We start from the raw sequence: 26,044 nt of genomic DNA, 5'->3' as shown, positions 1-26,044 counted from the left end.
GGCTTGCTCCTTCAGGGCCTCAGCACGACTTTGACGCAGGATTCGCGCTTGTCGCGAAACACCTGATACATCTCCGGTCCCTGCTCGAGAGGGACGGTATGGGTGATGACGAAGGACGGATCGATCTCGCCTTCCTCGATGCGGCGGAGCAGGTCGTCGGTCCAGCGGTTGACGTGGGTCTGGCCGGTCCGCATGGTCAGGCCCTTGTTCATGAAGGCGCCCATCGGGATCTTGTCGGAGAAGCCGCTATAGACACCGGCAACCGAGATGATGCCGCCGGGCCGGCAGACATAGATCATCTCGCGCAGTACGTGCGGCCGGTCGCTTTCCAGCATCACCATCTGCTTGGCGCGGTCGAGCAGTGTGTCCGGCTGCGAGGCCATCACATGCGCTTCCATGCCGGCGCAATCGATGCACTTCTCCGGGCCCTTGCCGTCGGTGAGTTCGTTCAGCCGCTCCACCACGCTCTCGGTCTCGAAATTGATCGTGGTGGCGCCGCCGGCTTCCGCCATGCTGAGCCGCTCGGGCAGGCAGTCGATCGCGATCACCTGGTTGGCGCCGAGCAGGATGGCGCTGCGGATTGCCATTTGTCCGACGGGACCGCAGCCCCAGATCGCGACCGTGTCGGTCGGCTCGATGTCGCATTGCACGGCCGCCTGCCAGCCGGTCGGGAAGATGTCGCTGAGGAACAGCAATTGCTCGTCGGGGATGCCGGCGGGAACCTTGATGTGCGTGGCGTCGGCAAAGGGCACGCGGAGATATTCGGCCTGGCCGCCGGGATAGCCGCCGGTGAGGTGGGTATAGCCGAACAGACCCGCGGTCGTATGTCCGAACACCTTGTCGGCGAGGTGGCGTTTGCGGTTGGTGGTCTCGCAGACCGAGAAATTGCCGCGCTTGCACTGGTCGCATTCGCCGCAGATGATCGTAAAGGGCACGACGATGCGGTCGCCCTTCTTCAGCTTGCCGTCGACGCCGGAGCCGACCTCGACCACTTCGCCCATGGTCTCGTGGCCCATGATGTCGCCGGGCATCATGCCTGGGATGAAATTATGAAACAGGTGCAGGTCGGAGCCGCAGATGGCGCAGCTCGTGACCTTGATGATGGCATCGCGCGGGTCCTGGATCTCCGGGTCGGTGACGGTATCGCACCTGATGTCCTCCTTGCCGTGCCAAACCAGCGCCTTCATCTTCCATCCTCCGGGCTGAACCAGTTGGCATCTAAGTCCAGGAATGAACGATGGTTGCTATCGCCGCGCGCAAATTCTTCGCACTGCACCGGATGGCGCAGATTGGAACGAGTGCGTCGGGCAGCGATTAGGCGTGATCAGCTCAACCTCAAGGATACGTCCGATGCCCGCCAATCAACTCGCCGTCGTCACCGGCGCCTCCACCGGGATCGGCCTGGAACTCGCAAGATGCTGCGCCCAGGCCGGATACAACCTTGTCATCGCGGCGGACGAGCCCGCGATCGAGCGGGTTGCCGTCGATCTGCGCAGGCTCGGCGTCAACGTCGAACCGGTCGAGGCCGATCTTGCCACGATCGATGGTGTCGACAAGCTCTGCGCCAGGGTCGGGGACCGGCCGATCGATGCCTTGCTGGCCAACGCCGGCGTCGGCCTCGGCAAGGCGTTTCTCGATCAGGACTTCCAGCGCGTCAGGCGCATCATCGACACCAACATCACCGGCACGCTCTACCTGATCCACCGCGCCGGCAACGAGATGCTTCGCCGCAATTCCGGGCGCATCCTGATCACGGGCTCGATCGCGGGCTTCACACCGGGCAGCTTTCAGGCGGTCTACAACGCCAGCAAGGCGTTCCTGGATTCGTTCTCCTTCGCGCTCCGCGAGGAACTGCGCGACAGCGGCGTTACCGTGACCTGCCTGATGCCCGGTGCCACCGAGACCGAGTTCTTCCGTCGCGCCGAGATGATGGATACCAAGGTCGGTACCGAGAAGAAGGACGGCGCGTACGACGTCGCCAAAGCCGGTTTCGATGCCATGCTGCGCGGGGACGCTGATATCGTCACCGGCCTCAAGAACAAGATCCAGACCACGGTCGCCAACGTCACGCCGAACGAGATTCTGGCCAAGCAGCACCGCAAGATGGCGGAGCCTGGCACTGCAAACTCATAGCACTGGCGGTATGCTGCTGTTTGCGCGGACCGCCAATCGCTCGCGCCTCAATCGACCGCCGTGCGCGAGCGGCGGTGGCTGCTCTGGAGCTCGGGATAACCGGTGAGCATCAGGGTGTCCGAGCGGACGCCCCAGCTCTCCAGGCGATCGAGGAAGCTCATGCCGAGCAGATTGGTCTTCATCTGCCCACGCTGGACGACGAGCGCCGGCACCGACTTCTCGACGAGATGGCCGACCGCGAGGCGATCGAGTGTGAGCCGCGCCGCCTTGGTATGGCCGCCGGCGGTTTCGAGGTCGACGTCGTATTCCAGCATCTCGAGCGGCAGCCCGATCGCCTTCGCGGTTTCCCACGTCAGCACGACGGAGGTGGCGCCGGTGTCGATCACCATGGGCGCCGTGACGCCGTTGATCTTGGCGCGTAGCGCGAACTCACCACCCTGGCCGCGCTGGATCTGCACGGCGGGAGCCGGCGCAGGCGATGCAGCCGGTCCACGCAGCATGTGCGAGACCTTGTGGCTGGCACGCGCGATCTGGTCGGGATCGCCATAGGCGACCACGGCGCCGGCCGTGCCGGCGAGCATGAGGAGAACGAGCAGGAAGCGCATCATTGCGCGCCTCCGATGGTGCGCCGGGCGGTCAGAGGCGTTTCGGAGTTCCAGCGATGGGCTGCAAGCCCGCGTCCGCCATGCGCGCAGCGAGCTGCGCCATGACGGAGAGCCGTTCCGCGCTCTCCATGGCGTGCCAGCGCGCGATCTCCGGCAAAGTGCGGCCGCAGCCGAAGCACAGCCTGGTTTTGGGGTCGATCATGCAGACGGCGACGCATGGCGTTTCTTTGCTCATACGGACATAGTGGGGGATCGTCGGGCATATCTGCAAGCATCTCGTTAAGAGCCGGTACCCGCGCTCATGATCGGCTTATGGCGCGGCCTGCGCTTCTCGTCGGGTACCATGGAACTATCCGGCTGCAGCGGCGGCGAATCCTCCGACAGCGGCGCCAACGCGCTCATCACACGCTCGGGCGGGAAGGTGACGATCACCTCGGTGCCGATGCGCAGCTTCGATTTCAGCGTGAACGTGCCGCCATGCAGGTCGATCAGGTTCTTGGCGATGGGCAGGCCGAGGCCAGCCCCCTGTTCAGCAGATTTGATCGAGTTCGAGCCCTGCCCGAAGGAGGCGAGCACGACCGGGATCTCGTCCTCGGGGATGCCTGAGCCGGTATCCTTCACCGAGAGGTACTGTCCGCCCGAGGCGGTCCAACCGGCCTTGAGCCAGATCTCGCCGCCTTGCGGGGTGAACTTGATCGCGTTGGAGAGCAGGTTGAGCACGACCTGGCGGATCGCGCGCTCGTCGGCCCAGAGCCGCGGCATCGATTGCTCGAACACTTCGTGGATGGTGATGCCGCGGCTCGAAGCGCGCAGCTTCATTAGATGATGGCAATCGGCGACGATGCCGACCAGCGAGACCGCCTCCTCATTCAATTCGTAGCGGCCGGCCTCGATCCGCGACAGATCGAGGATCTCGTTGATGAGGTTGAGCAGGTGCACCCCCGAATTATGGATGTCTGCCGAGTATTCCTTGTAGACCGGCACCGCATGCGCGCCGAAAATCTCGCTCTTCATCACCTCCGAGAAGCCGAGGATGGCGTTGAGCGGCGTGCGCAGCTCATGGCTCATCTGGGCCAGGAAGCGCGATTTAGCCACGTTGGCGGATTCGGCGCGGTGACGCGCCTCGTCGGAGATCGCCTTGGCCTGTTCGAGTTCGCCGATCAGCGCATCCTTCTCCGCGCGCGCCTCCAGCGTCGCGAAGGTCGAAGAATGCAGGCGATGTGCCAGCAGCACGAAATAGCCTTCGGCCGCGAGCGCGAGCGCTGCCAGGATGTAATTGTCGAGCGAACCGGTCATCGCAAAGCTCAGCGCCATCGCGACAGCGACGGGCGCCGTCGCGGCGAGGGCTGCGATCGGCAGGTTGGCCGCGAGCATGCTCGACACCGCGATCACCAGCAGCATCAGGAACATCATCAGCGTTTCCGTGACCATATCGAGCACGGGATGAATCAGAATCGCCATCCAGCACAACCCGTAGAGCAGGTCGAGCACGACGAAGCGTGTCCGCCAGCTGCGCGTCGCGGTGGGCGAAGCAGGTTCGGCTAGGAAGCGGCGGCAGCTGCGTGTCATGGCGACATGGATGCAGAGCATGCCGGTGGTCCAGAGCGCGGCCGGGATCGGCTGCATCCACAACCCGAACAACATACCGGTGGCGACCACCAGCAGCATCACGACATAGGAAGCGGAGAGCCGCGTCTGGGCATATTGGCGCAGCAGCTCGGCGTCGAAGGCCGGCCGGGTTCCGCTGGTCGACGTTAACCTATCGCGTGCCTCGCGCACCCGCTGCGCGGCAGCCCGTCGGCTGCTCGGTGATGGAGCGCTGACCGGCTCGGCCGGAAGCTGCACTACCTCAGGCTTTTCAGCGGGGTTACTCATCAAGCAACAACGATTCCTGCCCACGTCGGACGCGGGCCTTCTGCATTGTCTATCTCTGGCAAGAAATCCTTAAGAGGTGACTTAAGGAGCTAAAAAATTACGTTAACCGGGCGTTAATCCGGAAGCTGCCCGGTGGGTGCTCAGTGCAGCCACGCATGCTGCGCGACGTAGACCACGGCTCCCGCCAGATACCCCGCGAGGGCCGGCACCGCGATGCGGCGGGCGTACCAGAGGAAGTCGATCCGCTCGAGCCCCATGGCGGCGACGCCTGCGGCCGATCCGATGATCAGGATCGAACCGCCGGTGCCGGCGCAATAGGCAATGAATTCCCAGATGAAGCTGTCCGGCGGATAATGCCCGAGGTCGTACATGCCCATGGTTGCGGCGACCAGCGGCACGTTGTCGATGAAGGCGCTGAGCAGGCCGAGCACGACGACGATGACGTCCTGCCGGCCGATCACGGTATCCAGCCAGCGCGCCAGCATCGAGAGCAGGCCGGCATGTTCGAGGCAGGCGACCGCGAGCAGGATGCCGACGAAGAATACGACCGAGCCCATGTCGATCCGCGTCAGCGCGTGCACCAGCGTCAGCGGCTGGCGCACGTGCTCGTCCTTGTGGCGATGGACGATCTCGCCGACCAGCCACAGCACGCCGAGCCCGAACAGGATCCCCATGAAGGGCGCCAGATGCGTCACCGCCTTGAACGCGGGCACCGCGATCAACGTGCCGAGGCCGAGATAGAACATCAAATTGCGCTCGAACCGGTCGACGGCCAGCAGTCCATCGTCCTTCGGCGGCGCTGCGATGGTCTTGCCCTTGAGCGAGAAGCTGACGAAGACGAGCGGGACGAGAAGATTGAGGAGCGAGGGCAGGAACACCGCGCCCATGATCTTCACCGGGGAGATATTTCCGCCGATCCAGAGCATGGTCGTGGTGACGTCGCCGATCACCGTCCACGCGCCGCCCGCATTTGCGGCGATCACGATGAGGGAGGCGAACAGCAGCCGGTCCTCGCGACGGGCGATCAGCTTCTGGATCAGTGCGACCATGACGATGGTGGTCGTCAGATTGTCCAGGATCGAGCTCAGGAAGAACGTCACGAAGCCGATCAGCCAGATCAGCCCCACCTGGCTCGTCGTGCGGATCAGCGAGGTGATGACCTCGAAGCCGTCATGGGCGTCGATCACCTCGACGATCGTCATCGCGCCGATCAGGAAGAACACGATCTGCGCCGTGGCGCCGACGGAATCGTCGAGCTGGCGCCCGACGAGAGCGTGGTCGCCGGTCGCGACCGCATAGACCGTCCAGAGCAGGCCCGCAGCGAGCAGCGCAGAGGCGCTCTTGTTGACCCCGATGGGGTGCTCGAGCGCGATCGCCGCGTAGGCGAGGACGAAGATTGCGGCGATCGCGATCAGCACGGCGGCAGCGGCTTGGTCAGGCGTCAGCGCGACAGGCGCGCGAGCAGGCTGGACGTATCCCAGCGCTTGCCGCCCATCTTCTCGACCTCGGAATAGAACTGATCGACCAGCGCGGTGACCGGCAGGTTGGCGCCGTTGCGGCGGGCTTCGGCCAGTGCGATCGAGAGGTCCTTGCGCATCCATTCGACGGCGAAGCCGAAATCGTACTTGCCCTCGTTCATGGTCTTGTAGCGGTTCTCCATCTGCCAGGACTGCGCAGCGCCCTTGGAGATGGTTTCGATCACGGCGGCGACGTCGAGGCCGCTCTTCTGGGCGAAGTGGATACCCTCGGAGAGGCCCTGCACGAGGCCGGCGATGCAGATCTGATTGACCATCTTGGTCAGCTGGCCGCTTCCGGCTGGCCCGAGCAATTTGCACATCCGCGCATAGGCGCCCGTGATGATCGGCTCGGCGCCGGCATAGGCGTCCTGAGCGCCGCCGCACATCACCGTCAGCACGCCATTCTCGGCGCCGGCCTGGCCGCCGGAGACGGGCGCGTCGACGAATTTGAAGCCGGCCTTCGTGGCAGCCGCGTCCAGTTCGCGCGCGACTTCGGCGGAAGCCGTGGTGTGGTCGACGAAGGTCGCGCCCTTCTTCATGCCGGCAAAGGCGCCGTCGGGACCGATCGTGACCGCGCGCAGATCGTTGTCATTGCCGACGCAGCACATCACGAAATCCTGGCCTTCGGCGGCGGCTTTCGGGGTCGCCGCTGTCTTGCCGCCGAACTTGTCCGCCCATTCCTTCGCCTTGGCCGAGGTGCGGTTATAGACGGTGACCTCATGGCCCCCTTTTTTCACGAGGTGCCCGGCCATGGGGAAGCCCATGACGCCAAGACCGAGGAAAGCGACTTTAGCCATGTGTGTGTCCGTAGCTTGAGTTTTACGGTTGCAGCCGGGCGAGGGGCGCCCAGCCGGGATCCTACAAGGTTCCGCCGGGAGCGGACCGGGCGCACCATAAACCCTTGAGAGCGGAGGGCAACGGCTTCGTTTGGCGGGCCCCTGTGCTAGGATGGCCGACCTCAAGGACTTCAAAACAAGGGAGCAAAGGCAATGGGCGGCGTGAGCGTCGGCGTGCTCGATCATTTCAACATCCGGACCCGGAAACTGGCCGAGACGGTCCGCTTCTACGAAGACGTGCTGGGCCTGGAAAAAGGCGCCCGGCCGAATTTCGCCTTCCCGGGCGCCTGGATGTACAGCGAGGGCAAGCCCGTGGTGCATCTCGTCGATATTTCGCCGACCTCCGAGCCACAAAAGCCGGATTCCGGCGTTGTCCACCACGTCGCCTTCGTCAGCCGTGGCTTCGAAGGCATGAAGCAAAGGCTGGCGTCCAAGGGCATGACATTCGACGCCCGCCAGGTGCCTGGCGGCGACCTCTGGCAGATCTTCGTCCACGACCCCAACGGGGTCATGATCGAACTCAATTACGAGGCGGCCCAGGAGCAGGGGGCGGCGCCCGCGGAAATGGCTGGCGATATCGGCAGGCAGTAGCCTTTTGGCCGTTTCCGCTCTAATGGGGCATCCTCAAGCCTTGAGCATGATCTGACCGGCAAACCGCACCACGCTTTTTTCGGATCGTGCTCTACTCCAGGAGATGCGCTTTGAGCGTGACGCAGCAACAGGTTCTCGACAGCCTCGCCAAAATCAAGTCGCCCCGCGGGGTTGCGCTCACCAATGCCAATGTGCTGAGCGCGATCAGCGCCGCCGACGGCAAGGTCTTCTTCTCGATCAATGTCGATGCCGCCGAGGCGCGGGCTTGGGAATCCGTTCGGGCCGAGGCTGAAGCCGCCGTGCGCGCCATTCCTGGCGTCACCACGGCGATGGTGGCCCTGACGGCCGAGCGCAAGCCGGGCTCCGCGCCGCCACCCCCGCAATCTGGTCGCGGCACGCCCGGCGTGCAGCCCGCCCATGCCCATAAGCCGCCGCCGCAGGGCGGCGCCCAGTCGCCGATGGCGCGGCAGTCTGAAATTCCTGGCGTCGCCGCCGTGATCGCGGTGGCTTCGGGCAAGGGCGGGGTCGGCAAGTCGACCACCGCACTCAATCTGGCATTGGGTCTGCGGGACCTCGGTCTGAAGGTCGGGCTGCTCGACGCCGACATCTACGGCCCCTCGGTGCCGCGGCTGACCGGCCTGCACGAGAAGCCGGAGCTGGACGGCGAGCGAAAAATGATTCCGCTCCGGCGCTTCGGCCTCGCCATCATGTCGATCGGCTTCCTGGTCGAGGAAGAGACCGCGATGATCTGGCGCGGCCCGATGGTGATGTCGGCGGTGACGCAGATGCTGCGCGATGTCGCGTGGGGCACGCTCGACGTGCTCGTCGTCGACATGCCGCCGGGCACGGGCGATGCCCAGCTCACGCTGGCGCAGAACGTGCCGCTGAAGGGCGCCGTCATCGTCTCGACCCCGCAGGACCTGTCCCTGATCGACGCCCGGCGGGGGCTCGCCATGTTCAGGAAGGTCAACGTGCCCGTGCTCGGCATCGTCGAGAACATGAGCTATTTCCAGTGCCCGCATTGCGGCACGAAATCGGACATCTTCGGCCATGGCGGCGCGCGCCATGAGGCCGACAAGCTCGGAGTACCGTTCCTGGGCGAAATCCCGCTGCACATGGCGATTCGCGCCACCTCGGACGCCGGCAATCCCGTCGTGGACAGCGAGCCTGATGGCCCCCATGCGGCGATCTATCGCGCCATAGCGGGGCAGGTGCGCGACCAGCTCAAGGGCGTGATCGCGGCAGCCTGAAGCCAATGTCTGGGGACATGCGACTTTCGTCGACCCCCGTCATGCCATTGTCGCGTTCCGCGCGAGTGGCTTCCGTGTTAAACGCCCACGGCAGCGAAGCCCCTTCGGTTTGACGCGATGAGGATCGCGTCGCCGGAACGAGCGGCCGTGAAGAGGAAGTAGGGGAAACACCCCAGCAAGGAGAGACCTGAAGATGAAGCGTCGTGATTTCCTGAAAGTGTCGGCAGCGGGCGCGGCGGCATCAGCCGCGGTGGCCTCGCCGGCGATTGCGCAGTCCTCGCCCGAGATCAAGTGGCGCATGACGTCGAGCTTCCCGAAGTCGCTCGACACCATCTACGGTGGTGGCGAGCAGGTGGCGAAGTACGTCGCCGAGATGACCGACAACAAGTTCCAGATCCAGGTGTTCGCCGGCGGCGAGATCGTCCCGCCGCTGCAGGCGCTCGATGCGACCTCGAACGGCACCGTCGAGATGTGCCACACCGTCTCCTACTACTACGTCGGCAAGGACCCGACCTTCGCGATCTACGCGTCGGTGCCGTTCGGCCTCAACGCGCGCCAGCAAAATTCCTGGTGGTACCAGGGCGGCGGCCAGGAGCTCGGCAACGAGTTCTTCAAGAAGTCGAACGTGATCGGCTTTCCTTGCGGCAATACCGGCACCCAGATGGGCGGCTGGTTCCGCAAGGAGATCAAGACCGTCGCGGACCTCTCGGGCCTCAAGATGCGCATCGGCGGCATCGCCGGCCAGGTGCTTCAGAAGGTCGGCGTGGTGCCGCAGCAGCTCGGCGGCGGCGACATCTATCCGGCGCTGGAAAAGGGCACCATCGATGCGGCCGAGTGGGTCGGTCCCTACGATGACGAGAAGCTCGGCTTCGCCAAGGTCGCGAAGTACTATTACTATCCGGGCTTCTGGGAAGGCGGTCCGACCGTTCACGCCTTCACCAATCTGGAGAAGTGGAATTCGCTGCCGAAGAACTACCAGGCGATCCTCACCAACGCGATGGCCAACGCCAACAGCTGGATGGCCGCGCGCTACGACATGCAGAACCCGGCGGCGCTGAAGCGTCTGGTCGCCGGCGGCACCCAGCTTCGTCCCTTCACCAACGAAGTTCTGGAAGCCTGCCTCAAGGCGACCAACGAGCTGTGGGGCGAGATCTCGGCCAAGAACCCCGACTTCAAGAAGTCGATCGACGCCATGCAGGCCTATCGCTCCGATGAATATCTGTGGTGGCAGGTCGCCGAATACACCTACGACAGCTTCATGATCCGCTCGCGCACCCGCGGCTGATCTGCAGCTCACGCTGTCAGGCTGAAAGGCCCGGCCCCGTTCGCGAGGCCGGGCCTTTTCGTTGGCGCTGTGACGGGCACATTCAAAATCCGCAAAACAACCCCATGCACAGTAGAGGCGGCAACCGTCGCTGCGCTCGCAACGACGTGGGGATGGAGAGGGCGAGCCCAAGCTCGGTTGACACGTCGGGCAAAACAGTGGCATAAATCAATAATCGATTAATCCGAAATTTTGCCACGCGAGTGTGAGCATTTGACGAAGCCATGAGCTTCGGCGCGTACCGTCTGCGGCTTAAGTCGTAGGATGAAATGGTCCGGCCGCTCTCGCGAGGTCGGGCTTTTTCTTTGCCGCAGTGCGATCACGGTGGAAATCGCTGGAACCTTGGGTCATGCTGCGCTCCAAGCCTCGGCAAGAAGGCTCACAGTCACAATCCATCAGGGCAGGACATCATGAAGAGAAGAGACTTCATCAAGGTCACGGGACTTGGTGCGGCCGGTGCCGCCACGCTCGCGGCCCCGGCCATCGCGCAATCGATGCCGGAAATCAAATGGCGCATGCCGACAAGCTGGCCGAAATCGCTCGACACCCTCTACGGCGGCGCCGAGATGATGAGCAAGATGGTTGCCGAGGCGACCGACAATAAATTCCAGATCCAGACCTTCGCGGCCGGAGAGATCGTGCCGGGCCTGCAGGTGCTGGACGCCGTGCAGAACGGCACCTGCGAGATCGGCCACACCGCCTCGTATTATTATTTCGGCAAGGACCCGACCTTCACCTTCGGCTCGTCGGTGCCGTTCGGTCCCAACATGCGCATCAACCAGGCCTGGTACATGCAGGGCGGCGGGCGCGAGGTCCTCAACGAATTCTACAAGAGCTACAACGTCGTCTCGCTGCTGGCGGGCAACACCGGCTGCCAGATGGGCGGCTGGTTCAGGAAAGAGGTCAACACGCCCGAGGATCTCGGCGGCGTGAAATTCCGCATCGGCGGCTTCGCCGGCCGCGTGCTGCAGAAGCTCGGCGTGGTGCCGCAGCAGCTCGCCGGCGGCGACATCTATCCGGCGCTGGAGAAGGGCACCATCGACGCCGCCGAATGGGTCGGTCCCTATGACGACGAGAAGCTCGGCTTCTACAAGATCGCGCCGCACTACTACTATCCCGGCTGGTGGGAAGGCGGGCCGATGCTGCTCGCCTTCGTCAATCTCGACAAATGGAATGCGCTGCCGAAATATTACCAGAGCGTGCTGGAGCAGGCCGGGCATTACGCCAACAACTACATGATGGCGCGCTACGATCAGGCCAATCCGCTGGCGCTGAAGAAGCTGCTTGCGGGCGGCACCAAGCTGCACGCCTTCTCGCCGCCGATCATGGAGGCCTGCTTCAAGGCGGCCAAGGAGCTGCATGCCGAGGTCGGCGCAACCAACGCCAACTTCAAGAAGGTCCACGAGTCCCTCGCGAAATTCTCGAGCGATGGCTACGCCTGGTTCCAGGTCGCCGAGGTCGGCTACGACGTCTTCATGGCGCGGCGCTCGCAAGGCTGAGGGCTGCGGTCTCGATGCTGGCCCCGGAACGCGAGCTCCGGGGCCTTCGTCGTGGGTACCCCATAAGACTGGACGTGACGATGAGCTTCGATCCCGATGAGGTTCAAAGCGTACTGCGCAAGGCATGGTCGTTGTCGACGGCCAGCCAATGGACGGTGGACAATCCCGCGAAGGGACAATGCAACGTCACGGCGCTGCTCGTTCACGAACTCTTCGGCGGCGATTTGTTGAAGACGCCGCTGCCCTCCGGCGATCATTTCTACAACCGGATCGAGGGGCGACGATACGACTTCACGTCAAGTCAATTCGATGAGCCGATCGCTTACGCGGACTTGCCTGCAAGCTGGGCCGAGGCGCAGCGGGGGGTGACGAGTGCGCAAAGGGCTGCGCTCAGAATGGCCTTTGGAAGATTCCGAGCCAGCTCAGGCTAGTCAAAAGCCGGCGCAAGCCTGCCGCTCGAGGACGCGCCGATATTGTTCTGCGTGCGGAAGCAGATGCGCGCTATTTCAACGCGATTAGGTACGTATTTTTTCGGTGTTCCTTTTACGGAACGATCAGGCTATCGAGATTCGGCAATCGGGCTGAAGTTCGCGGCGGCGTCACCGCCGCTCCGGCTTCACGGTACGGTATACCGGACTCAACCAGTCCCGACGCGAATTCAGCTTTCACCGAATACGGCAATTCTCGATCCCCGATCGAGACGCCAATGCGCGTTTCCCTTGGGGACTCCTCGTGAGAATGGCGATCGAGATTTTACAACTGCTGGTGCAATCGGCCGACACCTGGCTGTTCGAAGGCAACCTTTCCGGCCTGAGCGATCGGGAATGGATGGCGTTGCGCTTTCTCGCCGGTGCAAACCGATTTTCGCGAACGCCGACCGCTCTCGCCAGCTTCCTGGGCGCGACGCGCAGCGCCGCATCTCAGATTGCCGCCGCACTCCAGAACAAGGGGCTGGTGGTCCGCAAGCCCTCCGCGGAGGACAAGCGCTCGATCGTGCTCTGTATCACGGGTGAGGGCGAGAAGTTCCTCGAGCGTGATCCGATCAACCTGCTGCGTGACCAGGTCGAGGCACTCGAGGCCGGAGAGCGATCCCGTCTGCACGATACGCTTGGTCGCGTCCTGACGGGACTCGACGTTGCCAAGCGCCGTCACCGTGCCGACGTTTGCAGCAGATGCATGTTCCTGGTCGAGAGCGGAGAAGGGAAGGACCGCCATTTCAAGTGCCGGTTGTTTCGGAAGTCCCTGACCCCGAAGGACACGACCTTGCTTTGCGCCTACTTCGAGGGGCGGAGCTAGAGAGGTCTTCCGCGCAACGCCGACGAACCGTGGCTGTTTGCGTCTTTTCCGGCCTCCATGCCTCGGAGGCGAACCGGCCAGCAGGGAAGCGAGACGGGCCCAGCCCGGTTGACTTACATGAACCTGACAACGGCGGGCGATCGTGGCCAAGCGCTTTTTCGCTGGCCGGGACGCTTCGAATGGTGGAAGAAAGCGCAGATGCGGCCTAGGCCGTAGGGTGACACCGGAACATCCGGCCGGGAATGCCATGCGCCTTCTGATCGTCGAGGACAATGCCGAACTGTCGCGGCTCGTGGCCAGCGGACTGGCGGGGGCGGGCTACGAGAGCGATGTCGTCGGGACGGCGGACGAAGCGCGCCAGGCGGTGAGCAGCGTCGGTTATGCCGCGATGATCCTCGACCTCGGTCTGCCCGACGGCGACGGGCTGTCGGTGCTGCGCGAGCTGCGGCGGCAGATGGAGCCGCTGCCGGTGCTGGTGCTGACCGCGCGGGGCGGGCTGCAGGACCGGGTCAACGGCTTGCGCAGCGGCGCTGACGACTACCTCGCAAAGCCTTTCGCGATGGAGGAACTGGTGGCGCGCCTGGAGGCGATCCTGCGCCGTCCGGGCCAGTTGCTCGGCCGCTCGCTGCACCTCGCCAATCTCGTCTACGACACCGAGAGCCGCCAGATCTTCGTCGACGACAAGCCGCGGATCATCTCCTCGCGCGAGACCTCGGTGCTTGAAATCCTGCTGCGCCGGCAGGGCCGCGTGGTGTCGAAAAAGAACGTCGAAGATCACATCTTCGGGCTCGAGGGCGAGGTCGCCTCCAATGCGGTCGAGGTCTACGTCTCGCGCTTGCGCAAGCAGCTCGCTGAACATGGCGCCAAGGTCGTGATCCACACCATCCGCGGCGTCGGCTACATGATGGCCGAGGAGAAATAGCGTGGCTGGGGCCGGATCCCAGAACGGGTCCCAGGGGTGGCGAGGAGTGAGGCCGCCATCGTTCAAATCGCTGATCTCGCGCATCGTGTTCCTGCACATCATCGCGGTCGCGGTGGTTGCGATCTTCCTGCCGCTGGTCCTGTTCTGGCTTTTGAATTCCGAGATCGACCAGCTGCATCGCGCCGCGATGCGAGCCCAGGCCGAGACGCTGGCCGAGCGCATCGCCGTTGGGCCGGACGGCAAGGTGACGTTCAATCTTCCCGACAGCCTTCGCGGTCTCTATTCGGAAGCCTATGGCCGCTATCAATACGACATCCGTGACGCCGGTGGCCGCCTGCTGTTCTCGTCCCACAAGAAGACCGGGAACGTCGAGTCAGAGTCGATTTCCGGTGCCGACGTGACCCAGATGATCGGCGACACCATGGTTCGCATTCACGTGGCGGAGGACCTCTCCCACCGCGACGTCATCACCGACGACATCATATCGAACTTCTTCCGCCGGGTCGGGTGGATCACCATTCCGATTCTTCTGGTCCTGCTCGCCACCGACATCATCATTTTCCGCCGCGCGATCGCACCGCTCTGGAAGGCCTCGGAGAAGGCGAGCGCCATCGGTCCTGCCCGCACCGACATTCGCCTGCCGACGGAGCAGATTCCGCGCGAGATCGTGCCGCTCGTCACGGCCGTCAACCAGGCGCTGGATCGGCTCGAGGACGGCTTTCGCGTGCAACGCCAGTTCACGGCCGACGCCGCCCATCAATTGCGCACGCCACTTGCGATCCTGCGGACCCGGATCGAAACGCTTGGCGATGCTGCCGCGCGGCAGGCGCTGCATGACGACATCGAAGCCATGAGCCGGATCGTCGCCCAGCTGCTGGAGATCGCCGAGCTCGATACGCTGGTGCTCGATCCAGGCGAGACCGCGGACTTGCGCGCCGTCTGCGCCGAAGTGGTCGGGTCGATCGCGCCGTTCGCGATCGCCCAGCACAAGGACATCGCACTCAAGGGCGCCGAGGCCCCGGTGATGATCCACGGCAATTCCGAGATGCTTCAGCGCGCGGTGTTCAACCTCGCCGAAAACGCCATCAAGTTCACGGCGAAGGAGACCTCGGTCGACATCGAGGTCGGCGACGACGGCTCGGTGCGCGTGCGCGATTGCGGCCCCGGCGTCGCGGAGTCCGAACGCGAGCTGATCTTCCAGCGCTTCTGGCGCAGGGATCGCCAGCGCAGCGACGGCGCGGGCCTCGGCTTGTCGATCGTGCGCGGGGTTGCCGACGACCACGCCGCGACGGTCGCGGTGGACAACCTCCCCGGCGGCGGCGCCGAGTTCACGCTGCGGTTCAGGCTGGCGGAGGAGGGCGCCTCCGCCGTTGGCCGGAGCTGATCGCTATTTCAGCTTGCCGGTCGACAGGTCCATGATCATGCGTGTGGTCAGGTAAAGACGCGGCACGATGCTGTTGATCTGGACGTATTCGGCATCGTTGGAATGGGCGCCGAAGCCCGACAGGCCCATGCCTTCGACCACGGCGCCCTTGGTCTTGAGCGCGGCGAAGGCAGCGTCGGTGCCGCCGCCCGTCGCCTTCTCGGCGACGTTCATGGACATTCCGAGCTCCTGATAGATCGTCTTGCCATAGGCGGCGACGCGGCGCGAGGCGTCGGTGGCCTCGAGCGGAGGGCGGCGCACCTCGAATTTCAGCTCGACCTTGGACTCCGGCAGCAGGTGATTTTTGATCTTCTCCTGCAGCGCCTTCTCGAGCTCGTCGAAATCGGACACCTTGAGGGCGCGCGCATCGGCCTGGGCCGTGGCTTCGGCAGGAATCACGTTACGGTTGGTGCCGGCCTTGGACACCGTCCAGTTCAGCTTCAGGCACTGCTCGGGCTTGGACAGATCCTTCATCTGCAGCACCTGATGGGAGAGCTCGTAGAGCGCATTGATGCCGCCCTCGGGCGTTGCGCCGGCATGCGAGGACCGGCCGATCACCTTGAGATAGGCCGAGCCAATGCCGCTGGTCGCGAGGCGCAGCGTGCCATCGGTACCGCCGCCTTCGAACGAGAACACCACGTCCTGATCAGAGGCGAATTTGGTGATGGTGCTGCGCCAGCCGGGCGAGGAGATCTCCTCGTCGCCATTGGTGAGCACCGTGAGGGTGCCGTAATCCCTGAAGTTCAGCTTCTGCAGCATCGCCACCGTGTGGAGAATGAGCGCGACGCCCTGCTTGTCGTCGGCAATGCCGAGGCCGTAGGCCCTGTCGCCGTCGATGCGGAACGGCTGGTCCTTCAGCATGCCCTTCAGGTACACCGTGTCCATGTGGGCGATCAGCATGATCTTCCTGGTGCCGGTGCCCTTGAAGGTGGCGTGCACGGCCGGGCCGATCTTTTCGGGCGTGTCGTCGAGACGATCAATGTCGGCAGGCTGCAGGATCTCCACCGTGCCGCCGAGCTGCTTGAGCTGGTCGGCGACGCGCCCGGCGATCACGTTCAGGCCTTCGATATCCTTGCTGCCGGATTCGATGCTGACGAGATCGCGCAGCGTGTCGAGCAGCGGCTGCTGCTCTTTCTGCGCCAGCGCGTGAACGTCGGCGACTGGCTCGGCGTGGACGATGGTTGCGGCACAGGCGAGCCACAGGCAGGCAATTAGCGAACCGGCGAGCGAGGAAGCGGGGGACGATCGGAGCATGCAGGGCATTCCAGAGTTGAAGGAACGTCCGGTATGCCCGTGTTCGGCGCGCCTGTCACGCCGTCGTGCCCCCAAAGCGGAACATGACGGCGTGCGCAGGATAGCTACTTCTGCGGCGGACCGAAGTCGAGCGGCGGCAGCTCGATCTGCGGCACCTCGATCTTGACGGAGTTCGGGTCGATGTTCGACTGGGTGCCCTTGTAGTGCATGACCATCGACGGGAACGCGATCACCAGACCGACCATGATGATCTGGATCACCACGAACGGCACCGCGCCCCAATAGATCTGCCCCGTGGTGACCGGGTCCATCCTCTTGCCGGTGACGCGATCGGTGTATCGCTCCTTGGGCGCGACCGACCTGAGGTAGAACAGGGCGAAGCCGAACGGCGGATGCATGAACGAGGTCTGCATGTTGACGCCGAGGATGACGCCGAACCAGATCAGATCGATGCCCAGGTGCTCGGCGGCAGGCCCCAGCAGCGGGATCACGATGAAGGCCAGCTCGAAGAAGTCGAGGAAGAAGGCCAGCACGAACACGAAGGCGTTGACGAAGATCAGGAAGCCGACTTGGCCGCCGGGCAGCGAGGTGAGCAGGTGCTCGACCCAGACGTGTCCGCTGACGCCGTAGAAGGTGAGCGAGAACACGCGGGCGCCGACCAGGATGAACACCACGAACGCCGACAGCTTGGCGGTCGATTCCGTCGCCTGCCGGATCAGGTCCCAGCTCAGCCGCCGTTTCGCCGCGCCGAGGATGAGGGCGCCGGCAGCGCCCATCGCGCCACCTTCCGTCGGCGTCGCGAGGCCGATGAAGATGGTGCCGAGCACCAGGAAGATCAGGAACAGCGGCGGCACCATGACGAAGGTGGTCTGCTGCGCCATCTTCGACAGGAAGCGGAAGCCGGTGAGCTTGTCGATGACCCAGTTCAGCACCGCGACGGCGAAGGCGAAGATGATGCCGTTGAACATGCTGAGCACGACGAAGTCGGCGCCGTGCGTCTCGGAGTTGCGCATCATGAACCAGCCGAACACGCAGCTCGCAATGAAGAGCACGCCGAGGGAGATAAGGCCACGGCTGCCATTGTCTTCGCGGAAGCCGATGGCCTCCTTCGGCAGGCCGGGGGCGGCCTTCGGGAAGATGATGCTGACGAGGAAGGCATAGCCCGCGTAGAGGCCCGCGAGCACCAGACCCGGAATGAAGGCGCCCTCGTACATGTCGCCGACGGATTTGCCGAGCTGGTCGGCCATCACGATCAGGACGAGCGAAGGCGGAATGATCTGCGCGAGCGTGCCTGACGCCGCGATGATGCCGGTCGCCATGCGCCGGTCGTAACCGTAGCGCAGCATGATCGGCAGCGAGATCAGCCCCATCGAGATCACGGACGCGGCGACCACGCCGGTCGTTGCCGCAAGCAGGGCGCCGACGAACACGACCGCGTAGGCGAGGCCGCCGCGGATGGTGCCGAACAGCTGTCCGATGGTGTCGAGCAGGTCCTCGGCCATGCCCGACCGCTCCAGCACCAGCCCCATGAAGGTGAAGAAGGGGATGGCGAGCAGCGTGTCGTTGTTCATCACGCCGTAGACGCGCTCGGGAAGCGCGTTGAGGAAGTCGGGGCGGAATTCGCCGAGTTCGATGCCGATCACGGCGTAGAAGAGGCCGACGGCGCCGAGCGAAAATGCCGCGGGATAGCCGAGCAGCAGCACGACGACGAGCGTCGCGAACATGATGGGCGCCAGATTGGCGATGATGAATGCGGTCATAATTCCCCCTGAACCGTCGCCAACGGCTATTTCTTCTCGATCGCTTCGACGAGATGCTCGACTTCCGCCTCGAGCGCCGAGACCTGGGACTCGTGAGGATCTGGAATCAATCCGCGCATCACCGCGATCCGCTTGATCAATTCGGAGATGGCCTGAACCAGCAGGAACGCGAATCCGATCATGATCAGGGATTTGGCGGGCCATTGCGGCAGGCCGCCGGCATTGCCCGACTGCTCGTTGATCTGGAACGACCGCTCGAAGAACGGTACGCCGGTGAGGATCATGACGACGCACAGCGGAATGAGGAAGAACACATGACCGATCACGTCGATCATGCTGCGGACCTTCTTCGGCAATGTGTTGTTCACGATGTCGATGCGGATGTGTTCGTTATCGAGCAACGTCCACGGCGAGCAGAGCAGGAACACGATGCTGAAGAGCACCCATTGCAGCTCGAGCCAGGAATTGGAGGAGGTGTCGAACACCTTCCGAACGATCGCATTGAGCGCCGAGACGACGACCGCCAACACGATCATCCAGGCCAGACGCTTGCCCGTCCAGCGCGTGAACGCGTCGATCCCACTGCTCAGCCTAAGGAGCGCTTGCAAAGATTGGTCCTCCCCCGATGGTGCCCCAGCCGTCTTGACTGCGCCGACGAGGCGCGTGGCTTGTCTCGCCGCGCAGGCATGAGGCTGGCGCACCAAACCAGCGGGCGTGCCGCCAGTCAATCGGAAGTTTGTTGATATCTCAGGGGAATAGGGCCGCAGCCGGCCGTTCCTCAGCCGCCGGTGACGCTCATATGCCTCGAGACGCTCGGGCGGTCGTGACGACGGTCGATGATGAAGTCGTGGCCCTTGGGCTTCAAGCCGATGGCGCGGTCGATCGCATCCGCAAGCAGCACATCGTCATCGGATGCACGCAGAGGTTTGCGCAGGTCCGAGGCATCCTCGTGGCCGAGGCAGGTGTGCAGCGTGCCGGTGCAGGTGATGCGCACCCGGTTGCAGGATTCGCAGAAATTGTGGGTCATCGGCGTGATGAAGCCGAGCTTGCCGCCGGTCTCGGCGACGCTGACATAGCGCGCCGGGCCCCCGGTGCTCTCGGCGAGATCTGTCAATGTGAATTGCTGGGCGAGCCGCGCGCGCACCAGGGACAACGGCAGATATTGATCAATGCGGCCCGCGCCGATCTCGCCCATCGGCATCACCTCGATCAGGGTGAGGCCCATGTTCTTGCCGTGGGCCCAGCGCATCAAGTCGGGAAGCTCGTCCTCGTTGAGGTTCTTCAGCGCCACTGCGTTGATCTTCACGGCCAGCCCCGCGGCGCGCGCGGCCTCGATGCCTTCGAGCACCTTGTCGATCTCGCCCCAGCGGGTGATCTCGCGAAACTTCTTCGGGTCGAGCGTGTCGAGCGAGACATTGATGCGGCGGACGCCGCAATCGGCCAGCTCCCTGGCATGCTTTGCGAGCTGGGTGCCGTTGGTGGTCAGCGTCAGCTCGTTCAAGGCGCCGCTCGACAGATGCCGCGACAGCGAGCGCACCAGCGTCATCACGTTGCGGCGGACCAGCGGCTCGCCGCCGGTGAGCCGCAGCTTCTTCACGCCCTTGGCGATGAACGCCGAGCAGAGCCGGTCGAGTTCCTCCAGGGTCAGCAGGTCGGCCTTCGGCAGGAACGTCATGTCTTCCGACATGCAGTAGAAGCAGCGCAGATCGCAGCGGTCGGTGACGGAGACGCGCAAATAGGAGATCGTCCGCCCGAACGGATCGGTCATCGCGCTCGACAGCGCAGTGCGGGGGCTCGCAGTGGATCCGTTCATACAAAATGCCTTGTCACTTACGGCGACGGGGGCACCTTTGCTTCAACGGCGCCTTGCCCGCAATCTAAGCATCGGACGCGGCTCAGACAATCGGGTGGTATACGTAAGTCAGCGCTTGCCTGCGTTCGGATCGGGGAACGGCGAGGCGGCTGCGGGCGGTGCAGCATCCGCCGGTGCGGCCTCAGGTGCGGCTGCGGCCGGTTTCGGCTTCCTCGGCCGGTGCGGCTTCTTCTTCACGGGCTTCGGAGGCACCGCCGGCGCAAGCTCCGCGAACACCGGATTCGGATCTGTTGTGACCGAGGCCGGGGTGGTGAAATCGCCGGGCGTCTTGATCACGTTCACCGGCACGCTCGCCGGCTGGTATTTGGGCAGCGCGAAAGCGACCGTGAACGGGGCGTCAGGGGCAGGAACCGAGACGGAGCAGGGGGTCTTGCAGCCCGGTCCGAGCGATGTCGTGGCGTCAGCCCCCGGAGGGTTGGATTCGAGCCTGACCTGAACGGGCGGCGGGGCCGATTTGAACCAGGACATCGAGGAGCAGCCACCCAGGCTCGCCCCCATTAAGGCAACTACCAAGACGCGACGCATGACCCATCCACTTCTACTGCGACGAACCGCCACATGACCCCGGCCGGACCTTAGGAGCGTCGTTCCGGGCACGCAACCGGCGGGCCATGCATAGTTAATAGATGGTTAATGCAGGGTTACGCGGAATAATGCAGCTCAATCAGCGGTTTGTCCGGCCTACGGCGTCATCAGGCTGTGCGCGGCAGCCGGCAGGTCACGCATATGATGGATCAGCCGGTCCGGTTTCAGCTCGGCAATCGGCACATCCGTGTAGCCGAAGCTGACCCCGATCACGGGCACCCCCGCGCGGCGGGCGACGCCCACATCGGTTCCGGCGTCGCCAACCATGATGCTGGCTTTGACCTCCCCGCCGGCCCGCGCCACGGTTTGGCGGAAAATGGTCGGGTCGGGCTTCTGGACCCCGAACGTGTCGGCGCCGCAGATCGCTCCGAATCGCCTGGTGAGGTCGAGCTGGTCCAGGAGCCGCTTCGACAGCCATTCCAGCTTGTTGGTGCAGACCGCCAGCCGATGGCCCTGCGCCGCAAACAGATCGAGCGCGTCCAGCAGCCCCTCGAACGGGCGCGACTCGACCGCGATATGATCGGCGTAATAGGCGATGAAATCCGCCGTCATCCGGTCCATGTCCGCGGGCGTTACCGTACGGCCTTCGGCCTCCAGGCCCCGCTCGATCAGCTTGCGGGCGCCGGCGCCGATCATGTTGCGGGCCGAGGCCATCGGCACCGGCGGCAGGCCTTCGCGGTCGAGCACGTAATTCAGCGCGGTGATCAGGTCGGGCGCCGTATCCACAAGCGTGCCGTCGAGATCGAAAACGAGGGTGTAGCGGGAGCTCATGCCAAAAAGCGCTATCGGTCCGCCCGGGCCGGCGCAAGGGGCGGCCCCATAAGATCACCTTATAGACCTGTTCCCAGACCCTGTTCTCCCGATGAAAACGAGGCTACATAGGCCGCCGCAAGCGAAACGGCCGGCGGCATTCCTGACCTCCAAAGCGGGCGCAAACGTGGACATGGACCAGTTGAAGCGGCAGGCGGCGGCGCGCGCGCTGGAGGAGGTGCGTGACGGCATGCAGCTCGGCCTCGGCACCGGTTCGACCGCCAAGCATTTCGTCGAGCTGCTGGGCGAGCGCGTGCGCGCCGGCCTCAAGGTGATCGGGGTGCCGACCTCCGAAGCGACGCGTGCCGACGCGACGCGTTGCGGCGTTCCGCTGACCACGCTGGATGAGATCGACCATCTCGACATCACCGTCGACGGTGCCGACGAGATCGATCCCGAGCTCAATCTGATCAAGGGCGGTGGCGGCGCATTGCTGCGCGAGAAGATCGTGGCGGCGGCCTCGGATCGCATGATCGTGATCGCCGACGAGAGCAAATGGGTGCAGACGCTCGGCCGCTTTCCGCTGCCGGTGGAGGTCATTCCGTTCGGGCTTGGCGCGACACGGCGGGCGATCGAGAAGGCATTTGCGCAATGCGGCGTTTCCGGGCAAATGGCAGTTCGCAAGGCCAAAGACGGCCACGTTTTCGTCACCGATGGCGGCCACTGGATCGTCGATGCCCAGCTCGAACGTATCGCGGATCCGCCCGGCCTCGCCGGGGCTTTGAGCACGATCCCCGGCGTCGTCGAGCATGGATTGTTCATCGGCTTGGCCAGCTCGGCCGTTTTGGCGGGTGGCGAGGGAATTCGCGTGATTGAACGGCGAAAGCCGAAAGGAGACTAGGAATGAAGAGCGTTTTGAAATTCTTGCCGGCGGCGACCCTCGCTGTGGGACTGGCCCTTTCCGCCGTCCCGGCTGCGGCGCAGCAGCAGGCAGCCCCGCCGAAGGCTTCGCCGGCGGCGATTGCGGCCGCCAAGGAAATCCTCCAGATCAAGAACGCCGGCGCGATGTATGCGGGCGCCGTGCCGGGCCTCGTCGAGAAGACCAAGGTCGCGCTGATCCAGCAGAACCTGAACTATCAAAAGGATCTCAACGAGGTCGCCCCGATCGTCGCCAAGCAGCTCGAGGGCCGGCAGAACGAGATCGGCGAGGGCATGGCCCAGATCTACGCCAGCGAGTTCACCGAGCAGGAGCTCAAGGATCTCGTCGTCTTCTACAAGTCGCCGCTCGGACAGAAGCTGATCACCGCGGAGCCGCGCGCGATCGGTCTCAGCATGGCCTTCATGAACTCCTGGGCCCAGAACTTCTCCGAGACCGTGATGGGAGCCTTCCGCGCCGAGATGCGCAAGCGTGGCAAGGAAATCTGACAGTACCTATCTGTCCAAATCATCCTTGAACGAGGTCGGAGTGGACAATGGCTGAATTCGACGTCGACCTCTTTGTCATCGGTGGCGGTTCGGGCGGCGTGCGCGCCGCCCGCATCGCGGCCGGTTACGGCGCCCGCGTGATGATCGCGGAAGAATACCGCATGGGCGGCACCTGCGTGATCCGCGGCTGCGTGCCGAAGAAGCTGTTCGTGATCGGCTCGCATGTCCGCCACGAGCTCGAGGACGCTGCCGGCTTCGGCTGGACCGTTCCGCCCGCGACCTTCGACTGGGCGACGTTGATCGCCAACAAGGACAAGGAGATCGCGCGGCTGGAGGCGGCCTACACGACCAATGTCGAGAAGTCAGGCGCGCAGGTCGTCAAGAGCCGCGCGGTGATCGAGGACAAGCACACAATCCGGCTGCTCGAGAACGACAGGAAGATCACCGCCAAATACATCCTGATCGCCACCGGTGGCGCGCCCAATCATGGCGCCGCGATCCCCGGCATCGAGCACGTGATTTCCTCCAACGAGGCGTTTCATCTGAAGAAGCTGCCGAAGCGGATCGTGATCCAGGGCGGCGGCTACATCGCGCTGGAGTTCGCCGGGATCTTTGCCGGCTTCGGGTCCGACGTCACGGTAATCTATCGCGGCGACAACATCCTGCGCGGTTTCGACGAGGATGTGCGCAGCCACGTCCGGGCCGAGATGGAGAAGCAGGGCATCACCGTTCTCACCGGCTGCACGGTGACCAAGGTCGATCGCCACGGCGAGGAGTTCACCACCCATCTGTCGAACGGTTCGAGCCTCGCCTCCGACCAGGTGATGTTTGCGATCGGCCGCCACCCGAACGTTGCCAATCTCGGCCTGGAGAAGGCCGGCGTCGCCATCAATCCGAACAATGGCGGCATCGCGGTCGATCATTTCTCCAGGAGCTCGGTCGACAGCATCTATGCGATCGGCGACGTCACCCATCGCTTCAACCTGACGCCGGTCGCGATCCGCGAAGGCCACGCGTTTGCCGACACCGTGTTCGGCAAACGCGTGGTCCAGGTCGATCATGCGACCATCCCGACCGCGGTGTTCTCGCAGCCGGAGGTCGGCACGGTCGGTCTGACCGAAACCGAGGCGCGCGCGCAGTTCAGCCACGTCGACATCTACAAGACCACGTTCCGTCCCATCAAGGCGACCATGTCCGGCCGCGACACCCGCGTGCTGATGAAGCTCGTCGTCGACGGCGCGACCGACCGCGTGCTCGGCTGCCACATCGTCGGTGATGCCGCCGCCGAGATCACGCAAGCCGTCGCCGTCGCGGTGAAGATGAAGGCGACGAAAGCCGATTTCGACGCGACCATCGCGCTGCATCCGACGGCGGCCGAAGAGCTGGTGACGATGCGCACGCCGACCGCGCGCCACGTGCGTCAGGCGGCGGAGTAGGGCGTCAAACGACGGGGAGCCGTGAGGCTCCCCATCATTCCCTCCTGCGTCAGAAGTCGAACGTCATGCCGGTCGTGACGGCTTCGGCCTTGTTGCCCGCAACGACGTTGTTGTTGGCGTCGCGTCCGCACACACCGTAGCCGTGTCCGCTGACGCCGAGGCAGTAATGCGCGCCCGGTCCGTTGCGCAGATAGCTGCCCACCATGTACCAGCTCACGAACGGGCTGAAATGGTACTTCACGCCGATCGCATATTGATCGGCACTGGAGTCCACGCTGTTGAGAGCGAAGTCGGCGGTGCCGGCGGGCGCGGGCGCCGCCACCGTGTAGGTGTTGTTGGTGCCGGTGCCGGGCGAGCCGGGCGAGGCATTGGCGTGAGCCCACGACGCGCTCACGTCCCACTTGTCGACGGTCTGGGTCGCACTCAGGAAGTAGCCGTCGCGCGCACGCTCGTTGAAGGCGGCCACCGTATGCTCACGGCGCAGCACCTCGTAGATGCCGTAGAGCTGCAGCGTGCCGATCATGTCGTTGAACTTGTAGCCCGCGCCCACCTTGGCTGCCCATTCATTGGCAATCCCGACTGCACCAGCCGGTACGGTGAATGTCGTGCCGTTGGTCAGCAGAACTGCGCCTTCGTCGCCGGTCCGGTTGGTGCTTTCGTGCAACTCGTAAGCGGCGATTCCCGTGAAGCCTGCCTGGTTGTAGGTCAGCGACGCGCTGTAGAGATTTCCGTACGAGCCGTCGGTGCAGCCTTGGGGTGGCGACGTGGCCGGGAAGCCTGAACCGCTGCCGCGCGACGAAGTGCCGGGGCAGTTGAAGTCGCCCAGCGCGTAGTCGCTGTTGTCCCGCGCCGTATTCTGTCCCGGCGAGACCATGACGGCGGCCTGGAAGCCGTTCCAGATCGGCGATTCATACCAGATCGCGTGAGACGCGCGCCAATCGAACTCGGCGCGCAAATCGCCGCCGGTGTTGCCCATGATCGAGTTGTAGTCGCCGAGCGTGGCCGAGAACGGATCGAACTTCGAGGTCGCTCTCTTGTAGGGCGTGTCGGCCTTGCCGGCCTTGATCGTGCCCCACGGGCTTTCCATGCCGAGGAAGCTGTCGCGCGTGCCGAAGGCCGCGCGTTCGGTCGGAACGGCTGCGACTTCGACGAGAGATTCGAATTGCGCGATGGCCGCCCAGCCGGGATAGCCATAGGGATCGAGATTGTGCCGGGCGCGCACGCCGAAATAGGTGAGGTTGCTGGAGACGCCGAACTTCGTGCCCTGGTCGTAGACGCCGGGATTGAAGATGTCGCCGGAGAGGTCGACGTGGCCGTAGAGCGTCACGGTGGTGTTGTCGATGAACGGATTGCTTCCCGGCGCCTTGCTGTAGAGCGGAGCGCCGCCGATGCTGACGACGGTGTGCTCGGGCACAGGTGCCGGCGACGGTGCGACCGCCGCGTGGAGAACCGGGTTGCCCTTCGGCGAAGCCGGGACGACTGCCGTCGCCGCGGCCCTGGGTGTACCCATGTGATTGACGCGGTCGCGAAGCTGCGCGTTCTCCCTCGCGAGCTTGGCGTTGCTGCGCTCGAGTGCATCGAGGCGGGCAACAACGTCGTCGATGGTTGCAGCTCGCAAGGGATGACTCATTGTGGTTGCACAAAGGGCCGCAAAGCCTGTGCCGAGCAGAAAGGCCTTCCTCATCTCGTT

25 protein-coding genes are annotated in these 26,044 nt (G+C 64.3%); 12 read left to right on the top strand and 13 right to left on the bottom strand.

Translation table 11 applies throughout. The features are described 5' to 3' along the window. Positions 1-11: 11 nt before the first annotated feature. A complete protein-coding gene (locus tag X265_RS24550; RefSeq protein WP_128967145.1) occupies positions 12-1,187 on the bottom strand; it encodes a zinc-dependent alcohol dehydrogenase in 1,176 nt (391 codons plus the stop codon). A 163-nt stretch (positions 1,188-1,350) separates the two neighbouring features. On the opposite strand from X265_RS24550, the gene X265_RS24545 reads away from it, so the two are divergent. Further along, entirely contained in the window at positions 1,351-2,133 is a 783-nt protein-coding gene (locus X265_RS24545) for an SDR family NAD(P)-dependent oxidoreductase (RefSeq protein ID WP_128967144.1), read from the top strand. A gap of 47 nt (positions 2,134-2,180) precedes the next feature. On the opposite strand, the gene X265_RS24540 is transcribed toward X265_RS24545, so the two are convergent. The 5 genes from X265_RS24540 to X265_RS24520 form a co-directional block, all read right to left on the bottom strand. Further along, positions 2,181-2,741 carry a TIGR02281 family clan AA aspartic protease gene (locus X265_RS24540; RefSeq protein WP_128967143.1) on the bottom strand — a complete coding sequence of 187 codons (561 nt, stop codon included), beginning with the start codon at positions 2,739-2,741 and terminating at the stop codon, positions 2,181-2,183. A gap of 28 nt (positions 2,742-2,769) precedes the next feature. Then, complete coding sequence (locus X265_RS24535) at positions 2,770-2,973, bottom strand: DUF1289 domain-containing protein (protein WP_128967142.1); 204 nt, start codon at positions 2,971-2,973, stop codon at positions 2,770-2,772. 44 nt (positions 2,974-3,017) lie between these two features. Next, positions 3,018-4,613 (bottom strand): sensor histidine kinase, encoded by a 1,596-nt coding sequence (locus tag X265_RS24530; protein WP_128967141.1) that lies wholly within the window; start codon positions 4,611-4,613, stop codon positions 3,018-3,020. A 140-nt stretch (positions 4,614-4,753) separates the two neighbouring features. Then, positions 4,754-6,031 carry a sodium:proton antiporter NhaD gene (gene nhaD / locus X265_RS24525; protein ID WP_128967140.1) on the bottom strand — a complete coding sequence of 426 codons (1,278 nt, stop codon included), beginning with the start codon at positions 6,029-6,031 and terminating at the stop codon, positions 4,754-4,756. 23 nt (positions 6,032-6,054) lie between these two features. Continuing rightward, positions 6,055-6,927 carry an NAD(P)-dependent oxidoreductase gene (locus tag X265_RS24520; RefSeq protein ID WP_128967139.1) on the bottom strand — a complete coding sequence of 291 codons (873 nt, stop codon included), beginning with the start codon at positions 6,925-6,927 and terminating at the stop codon, positions 6,055-6,057. Between the two features lie 192 nt (positions 6,928-7,119). Between X265_RS24520 and X265_RS24515 the strand changes: the two genes are divergently transcribed. The 8 genes from X265_RS24515 to X265_RS24480 all read left to right on the top strand — a co-directional run bounded on the left by X265_RS24515 (position 7,120) and on the right by X265_RS24480 (position 15,232). After that, complete coding sequence (locus X265_RS24515; protein ID WP_128967138.1) at positions 7,120-7,557, top strand: VOC family protein; 438 nt, start codon at positions 7,120-7,122, stop codon at positions 7,555-7,557. A 110-nt stretch (positions 7,558-7,667) separates the two neighbouring features. Further along, positions 7,668-8,807 (top strand): Mrp/NBP35 family ATP-binding protein, encoded by a 1,140-nt coding sequence (locus X265_RS24510; RefSeq protein WP_128967137.1) that lies wholly within the window; start codon positions 7,668-7,670, stop codon positions 8,805-8,807. A gap of 193 nt (positions 8,808-9,000) precedes the next feature. After that, the gene (locus X265_RS24505; protein ID WP_128967136.1) at positions 9,001-10,092 is read left to right on the top strand and encodes a TRAP transporter substrate-binding protein; all 1,092 of its coding nucleotides are present in this window, start codon (positions 9,001-9,003) and stop codon (positions 10,090-10,092) included. A 449-nt stretch (positions 10,093-10,541) separates the two neighbouring features. Next, a complete protein-coding gene (locus tag X265_RS24500; RefSeq protein WP_128967135.1) occupies positions 10,542-11,630 on the top strand; it encodes a TRAP transporter substrate-binding protein in 1,089 nt (362 codons plus the stop codon). 80 nt (positions 11,631-11,710) lie between these two features. After that, on the top strand, positions 11,711-12,061 hold the full coding sequence (locus X265_RS24495) for a YunG family protein (RefSeq protein WP_128967134.1): 351 nt from the start codon (positions 11,711-11,713) through the stop codon (positions 12,059-12,061). A gap of 307 nt (positions 12,062-12,368) precedes the next feature. Beyond that, a complete protein-coding gene (locus X265_RS24490) occupies positions 12,369-12,926 on the top strand; it encodes a MarR family winged helix-turn-helix transcriptional regulator (RefSeq protein ID WP_128967133.1) in 558 nt (185 codons plus the stop codon). Positions 12,927-13,173: 247 nt separating this feature from the next. Continuing rightward, on the top strand, positions 13,174-13,848 hold the full coding sequence (locus X265_RS24485) for a response regulator (protein WP_128967132.1): 675 nt from the start codon (positions 13,174-13,176) through the stop codon (positions 13,846-13,848). Between the two features lies 1 nt (position 13,849). After that, entirely contained in the window at positions 13,850-15,232 is a 1,383-nt protein-coding gene (locus X265_RS24480) for a sensor histidine kinase (RefSeq protein WP_188637364.1), read from the top strand. Between the two features lie 3 nt (positions 15,233-15,235). Here X265_RS24480 and X265_RS24475 read toward each other — a convergent pair whose 3' ends face one another. The 6 genes from X265_RS24475 to X265_RS24450 all read right to left on the bottom strand — a co-directional run bounded on the left by X265_RS24475 (position 15,236) and on the right by X265_RS24450 (position 21,514). Beyond that, a complete protein-coding gene (locus X265_RS24475; RefSeq protein ID WP_128967130.1) occupies positions 15,236-16,525 on the bottom strand; it encodes a M20/M25/M40 family metallo-hydrolase in 1,290 nt (429 codons plus the stop codon). A gap of 104 nt (positions 16,526-16,629) precedes the next feature. After that, a complete protein-coding gene (locus tag X265_RS24470; protein ID WP_128967129.1) occupies positions 16,630-18,285 on the bottom strand; it encodes a TRAP transporter large permease in 1,656 nt (551 codons plus the stop codon). Positions 18,286-18,311: 26 nt separating this feature from the next. Beyond that, complete coding sequence (locus X265_RS24465) at positions 18,312-18,893, bottom strand: TRAP transporter small permease subunit (RefSeq protein WP_128967128.1); 582 nt, start codon at positions 18,891-18,893, stop codon at positions 18,312-18,314. A 170-nt stretch (positions 18,894-19,063) separates the two neighbouring features. After that, positions 19,064-20,098 (bottom strand): GTP 3',8-cyclase MoaA, encoded by a 1,035-nt coding sequence (moaA, locus tag X265_RS24460; RefSeq protein ID WP_128967127.1) that lies wholly within the window; start codon positions 20,096-20,098, stop codon positions 19,064-19,066. 108 nt (positions 20,099-20,206) lie between these two features. Beyond that, the gene (locus tag X265_RS24455; RefSeq protein WP_164938766.1) at positions 20,207-20,683 is read right to left on the bottom strand and encodes a hypothetical protein; all 477 of its coding nucleotides are present in this window, start codon (positions 20,681-20,683) and stop codon (positions 20,207-20,209) included. 156 nt (positions 20,684-20,839) lie between these two features. Further along, positions 20,840-21,514, bottom strand: a complete 675-nt coding sequence (locus tag X265_RS24450) for an HAD-IA family hydrolase (RefSeq protein WP_128967125.1) — start codon at positions 21,512-21,514, stop codon at positions 20,840-20,842. A 166-nt stretch (positions 21,515-21,680) separates the two neighbouring features. Here X265_RS24450 and rpiA point away from each other — a divergent pair, with 166 nt between their 5' ends. From rpiA to gor, 3 genes are read left to right on the top strand one after another with little or no spacing between them, the layout of a single operon-like run. Then, the gene (gene rpiA, locus X265_RS24445) at positions 21,681-22,394 is read left to right on the top strand and encodes a ribose-5-phosphate isomerase RpiA (protein WP_128967124.1); all 714 of its coding nucleotides are present in this window, start codon (positions 21,681-21,683) and stop codon (positions 22,392-22,394) included. A gap of 2 nt (positions 22,395-22,396) precedes the next feature. Beyond that, positions 22,397-22,918 carry a DUF2059 domain-containing protein gene (locus X265_RS24440; RefSeq protein WP_128967123.1) on the top strand — a complete coding sequence of 174 codons (522 nt, stop codon included), beginning with the start codon at positions 22,397-22,399 and terminating at the stop codon, positions 22,916-22,918. A 47-nt stretch (positions 22,919-22,965) separates the two neighbouring features. Further along, positions 22,966-24,354 (top strand): glutathione-disulfide reductase, encoded by a 1,389-nt coding sequence (gene gor, locus X265_RS24435; protein WP_128967122.1) that lies wholly within the window; start codon positions 22,966-22,968, stop codon positions 24,352-24,354. 49 nt (positions 24,355-24,403) lie between these two features. On the opposite strand, the gene X265_RS24430 is transcribed toward gor, so the two are convergent. After that, positions 24,404-26,038, bottom strand: coding sequence for a porin (locus tag X265_RS24430; RefSeq protein ID WP_128967121.1), 1,635 nt, complete (start codon positions 26,036-26,038; stop codon positions 24,404-24,406). Between the last annotated feature and the right edge of the window lie 6 nt (positions 26,039-26,044).

Source organism: Bradyrhizobium guangdongense, from assembly GCF_004114975.1.
Classification (GTDB): domain Bacteria; phylum Pseudomonadota; class Alphaproteobacteria; order Rhizobiales; family Xanthobacteraceae; genus Bradyrhizobium; species Bradyrhizobium guangdongense.
Note: the sequence above shows the minus strand (reverse complement) of the source record. Positions and strands in the feature narration are given on the sequence as shown.

Excerpts from the sequence above, each read along its gene's own strand:
- X265_RS24550 (WP_128967145.1), bottom strand. The coding sequence starts at position 1,187 with ATGAAGGCGCTGGTTTGGCACGGCAAGGAGGACATCAGGTGCGATACC.
- X265_RS24545 (WP_128967144.1), top strand. The coding sequence starts at position 1,351 with ATGCCCGCCAATCAACTCGCCGTCGTCACCGGCGCCTCCACCGGGATC.
- X265_RS24540 (WP_128967143.1), bottom strand. The coding sequence starts at position 2,741 with ATGATGCGCTTCCTGCTCGTTCTCCTCATGCTCGCCGGCACGGCCGGC.
- X265_RS24535 (WP_128967142.1), bottom strand. The coding sequence starts at position 2,973 with ATGAGCAAAGAAACGCCATGCGTCGCCGTCTGCATGATCGACCCCAAA.
- X265_RS24530 (WP_128967141.1), bottom strand. The coding sequence starts at position 4,613 with ATGAGTAACCCCGCTGAAAAGCCTGAGGTAGTGCAGCTTCCGGCCGAG.
- X265_RS24520 (WP_128967139.1), bottom strand. The coding sequence starts at position 6,927 with ATGGCTAAAGTCGCTTTCCTCGGTCTTGGCGTCATGGGCTTCCCCATG.
- X265_RS24515 (WP_128967138.1), top strand. The coding sequence starts at position 7,120 with ATGGGCGGCGTGAGCGTCGGCGTGCTCGATCATTTCAACATCCGGACC.
- X265_RS24505 (WP_128967136.1), top strand. The coding sequence starts at position 9,001 with ATGAAGCGTCGTGATTTCCTGAAAGTGTCGGCAGCGGGCGCGGCGGCA.
- X265_RS24500 (WP_128967135.1), top strand. The coding sequence starts at position 10,542 with ATGAAGAGAAGAGACTTCATCAAGGTCACGGGACTTGGTGCGGCCGGT.
- X265_RS24495 (WP_128967134.1), top strand. The coding sequence starts at position 11,711 with ATGAGCTTCGATCCCGATGAGGTTCAAAGCGTACTGCGCAAGGCATGG.
- X265_RS24490 (WP_128967133.1), top strand. The coding sequence starts at position 12,369 with ATGGCGATCGAGATTTTACAACTGCTGGTGCAATCGGCCGACACCTGG.
- X265_RS24485 (WP_128967132.1), top strand. The coding sequence starts at position 13,174 with ATGCGCCTTCTGATCGTCGAGGACAATGCCGAACTGTCGCGGCTCGTG.
- X265_RS24475 (WP_128967130.1), bottom strand. The coding sequence starts at position 16,525 with ATGCTCCGATCGTCCCCCGCTTCCTCGCTCGCCGGTTCGCTAATTGCC.
- X265_RS24470 (WP_128967129.1), bottom strand. The coding sequence starts at position 18,285 with ATGACCGCATTCATCATCGCCAATCTGGCGCCCATCATGTTCGCGACG.
- moaA (WP_128967127.1), bottom strand. The coding sequence starts at position 20,098 with ATGAACGGATCCACTGCGAGCCCCCGCACTGCGCTGTCGAGCGCGATG.
- X265_RS24455 (WP_164938766.1), bottom strand. The coding sequence starts at position 20,683 with ATGCGTCGCGTCTTGGTAGTTGCCTTAATGGGGGCGAGCCTGGGTGGC.
- X265_RS24450 (WP_128967125.1), bottom strand. The coding sequence starts at position 21,514 with ATGAGCTCCCGCTACACCCTCGTTTTCGATCTCGACGGCACGCTTGTG.
- X265_RS24440 (WP_128967123.1), top strand. The coding sequence starts at position 22,397 with ATGAAGAGCGTTTTGAAATTCTTGCCGGCGGCGACCCTCGCTGTGGGA.
- gor (WP_128967122.1), top strand. The coding sequence starts at position 22,966 with ATGGCTGAATTCGACGTCGACCTCTTTGTCATCGGTGGCGGTTCGGGC.
- X265_RS24430 (WP_128967121.1), bottom strand. The coding sequence starts at position 26,038 with ATGAGGAAGGCCTTTCTGCTCGGCACAGGCTTTGCGGCCCTTTGTGCA.